Origin of the sequence: Staphylococcus sp. HMSC62A08, from assembly GCF_001839105.1 — a bacterium.
GTDB lineage: Bacteria > Bacillota > Bacilli > Staphylococcales > Staphylococcaceae > Staphylococcus > Staphylococcus caprae.
This window is the reverse complement of the sequence record NZ_KV840053.1, coordinates 46328-47400: the sequence shown is the minus strand read 5'-3', so window position 1 is coordinate 47400 and position 1073 is coordinate 46328. Positions and strand designations below refer to the sequence as shown.

1 protein-coding gene is annotated in these 1073 nt (G+C 32.6%); it reads left to right on the top strand.

Translation table 11 applies throughout. The features are described 5' to 3' along the window. Nucleotides 1–920 (top strand): FAD/NAD(P)-binding protein (locus HMPREF3264_RS11465; protein ID WP_371106829.1); only part of this gene is annotated, 920 nt, incomplete at its 5' end. Between the last annotated feature and the right edge of the window lie 153 nt (nucleotides 921–1073).

Sequence of the window (1073 nt, the reverse complement as noted above, 5' to 3'; positions counted from 1 at the left end):
ATAGAATCGCTATTGTAGGAACTGGATTGGCAAGTTTAGATGTTGTGAGATATGTTACAGCGCATCACCCTAATTTACCTATAACGATGACAAGTCGCTCAGCGTCTTTACCTAGTGTCAGAGGGAAGATGATAGACATTCAATTCACGCATTTAACGAAAGACCATTTTAATGGTATAAAGGAAAATCATTACGGGAATGTTCCATTGGATCAAGCAGTAGCATTGTTCTTGAAAGAGTGTGAGGATTATGGCATTGATTTTCAAAAATTAATCCATCGTCGTACTGGAAATCACATTCAAGATTTGAAGTATGATTTAGAGCATGAAACTGAAATGGGGATATTCCAAAGTATTATCGAATATTTGAAAGAAAATTTAAATTGGATTTGGAATAGTTTAAGTGTAAAAGACCAAGAGGAATTTAATCGTAAATACACTAAGATGATACAATTGAACTCAAATCCAATGCCACCTCGAACAGCGAAGTTATTAATTCAATTAATTCAAAAAGGTGAGCTTGAAATTAAAAAGAATTTACATGATGTGCAACACAAAAATAATCAATTCTACTTGACGTTTAATGATGATTCACAGCGTACTGAAGCCTTTGATATTGTCATCAACGCAACAGGATCTAAGACACACTTAGAACAGTTAGATGAAGATGATCAATTAGTGTTGAATCTTGAAAATCGACAAATCGTACAACGTCATTCGATGGGTGGAATTCAAATTATTCCTGAAACCAATCAAGTGATTAGTCCGCGATATGGTACTTTGACAAATGTGATTGCAATTGGACAAATGACGAATGGTGTCAATAAACTTCGAAATGGGGTTAAAATGATTGTTGATCAAGTGGTCAATACAGTATCTCAATTATATTTAACTCAAAAAGAAATGGATAAAAAAGAGTAGAACCATTTACAAAGTATAAAATTTCACAATTAATTGAGCTTGATTAAAGCGACTAAATTGAGTTTTCAAAATAATTATAGTACCATTTAACTTGTAGTAATAAACTACAATCACTCAATTAACCAATAACAATTTCATAGCATTCTTTCGGGG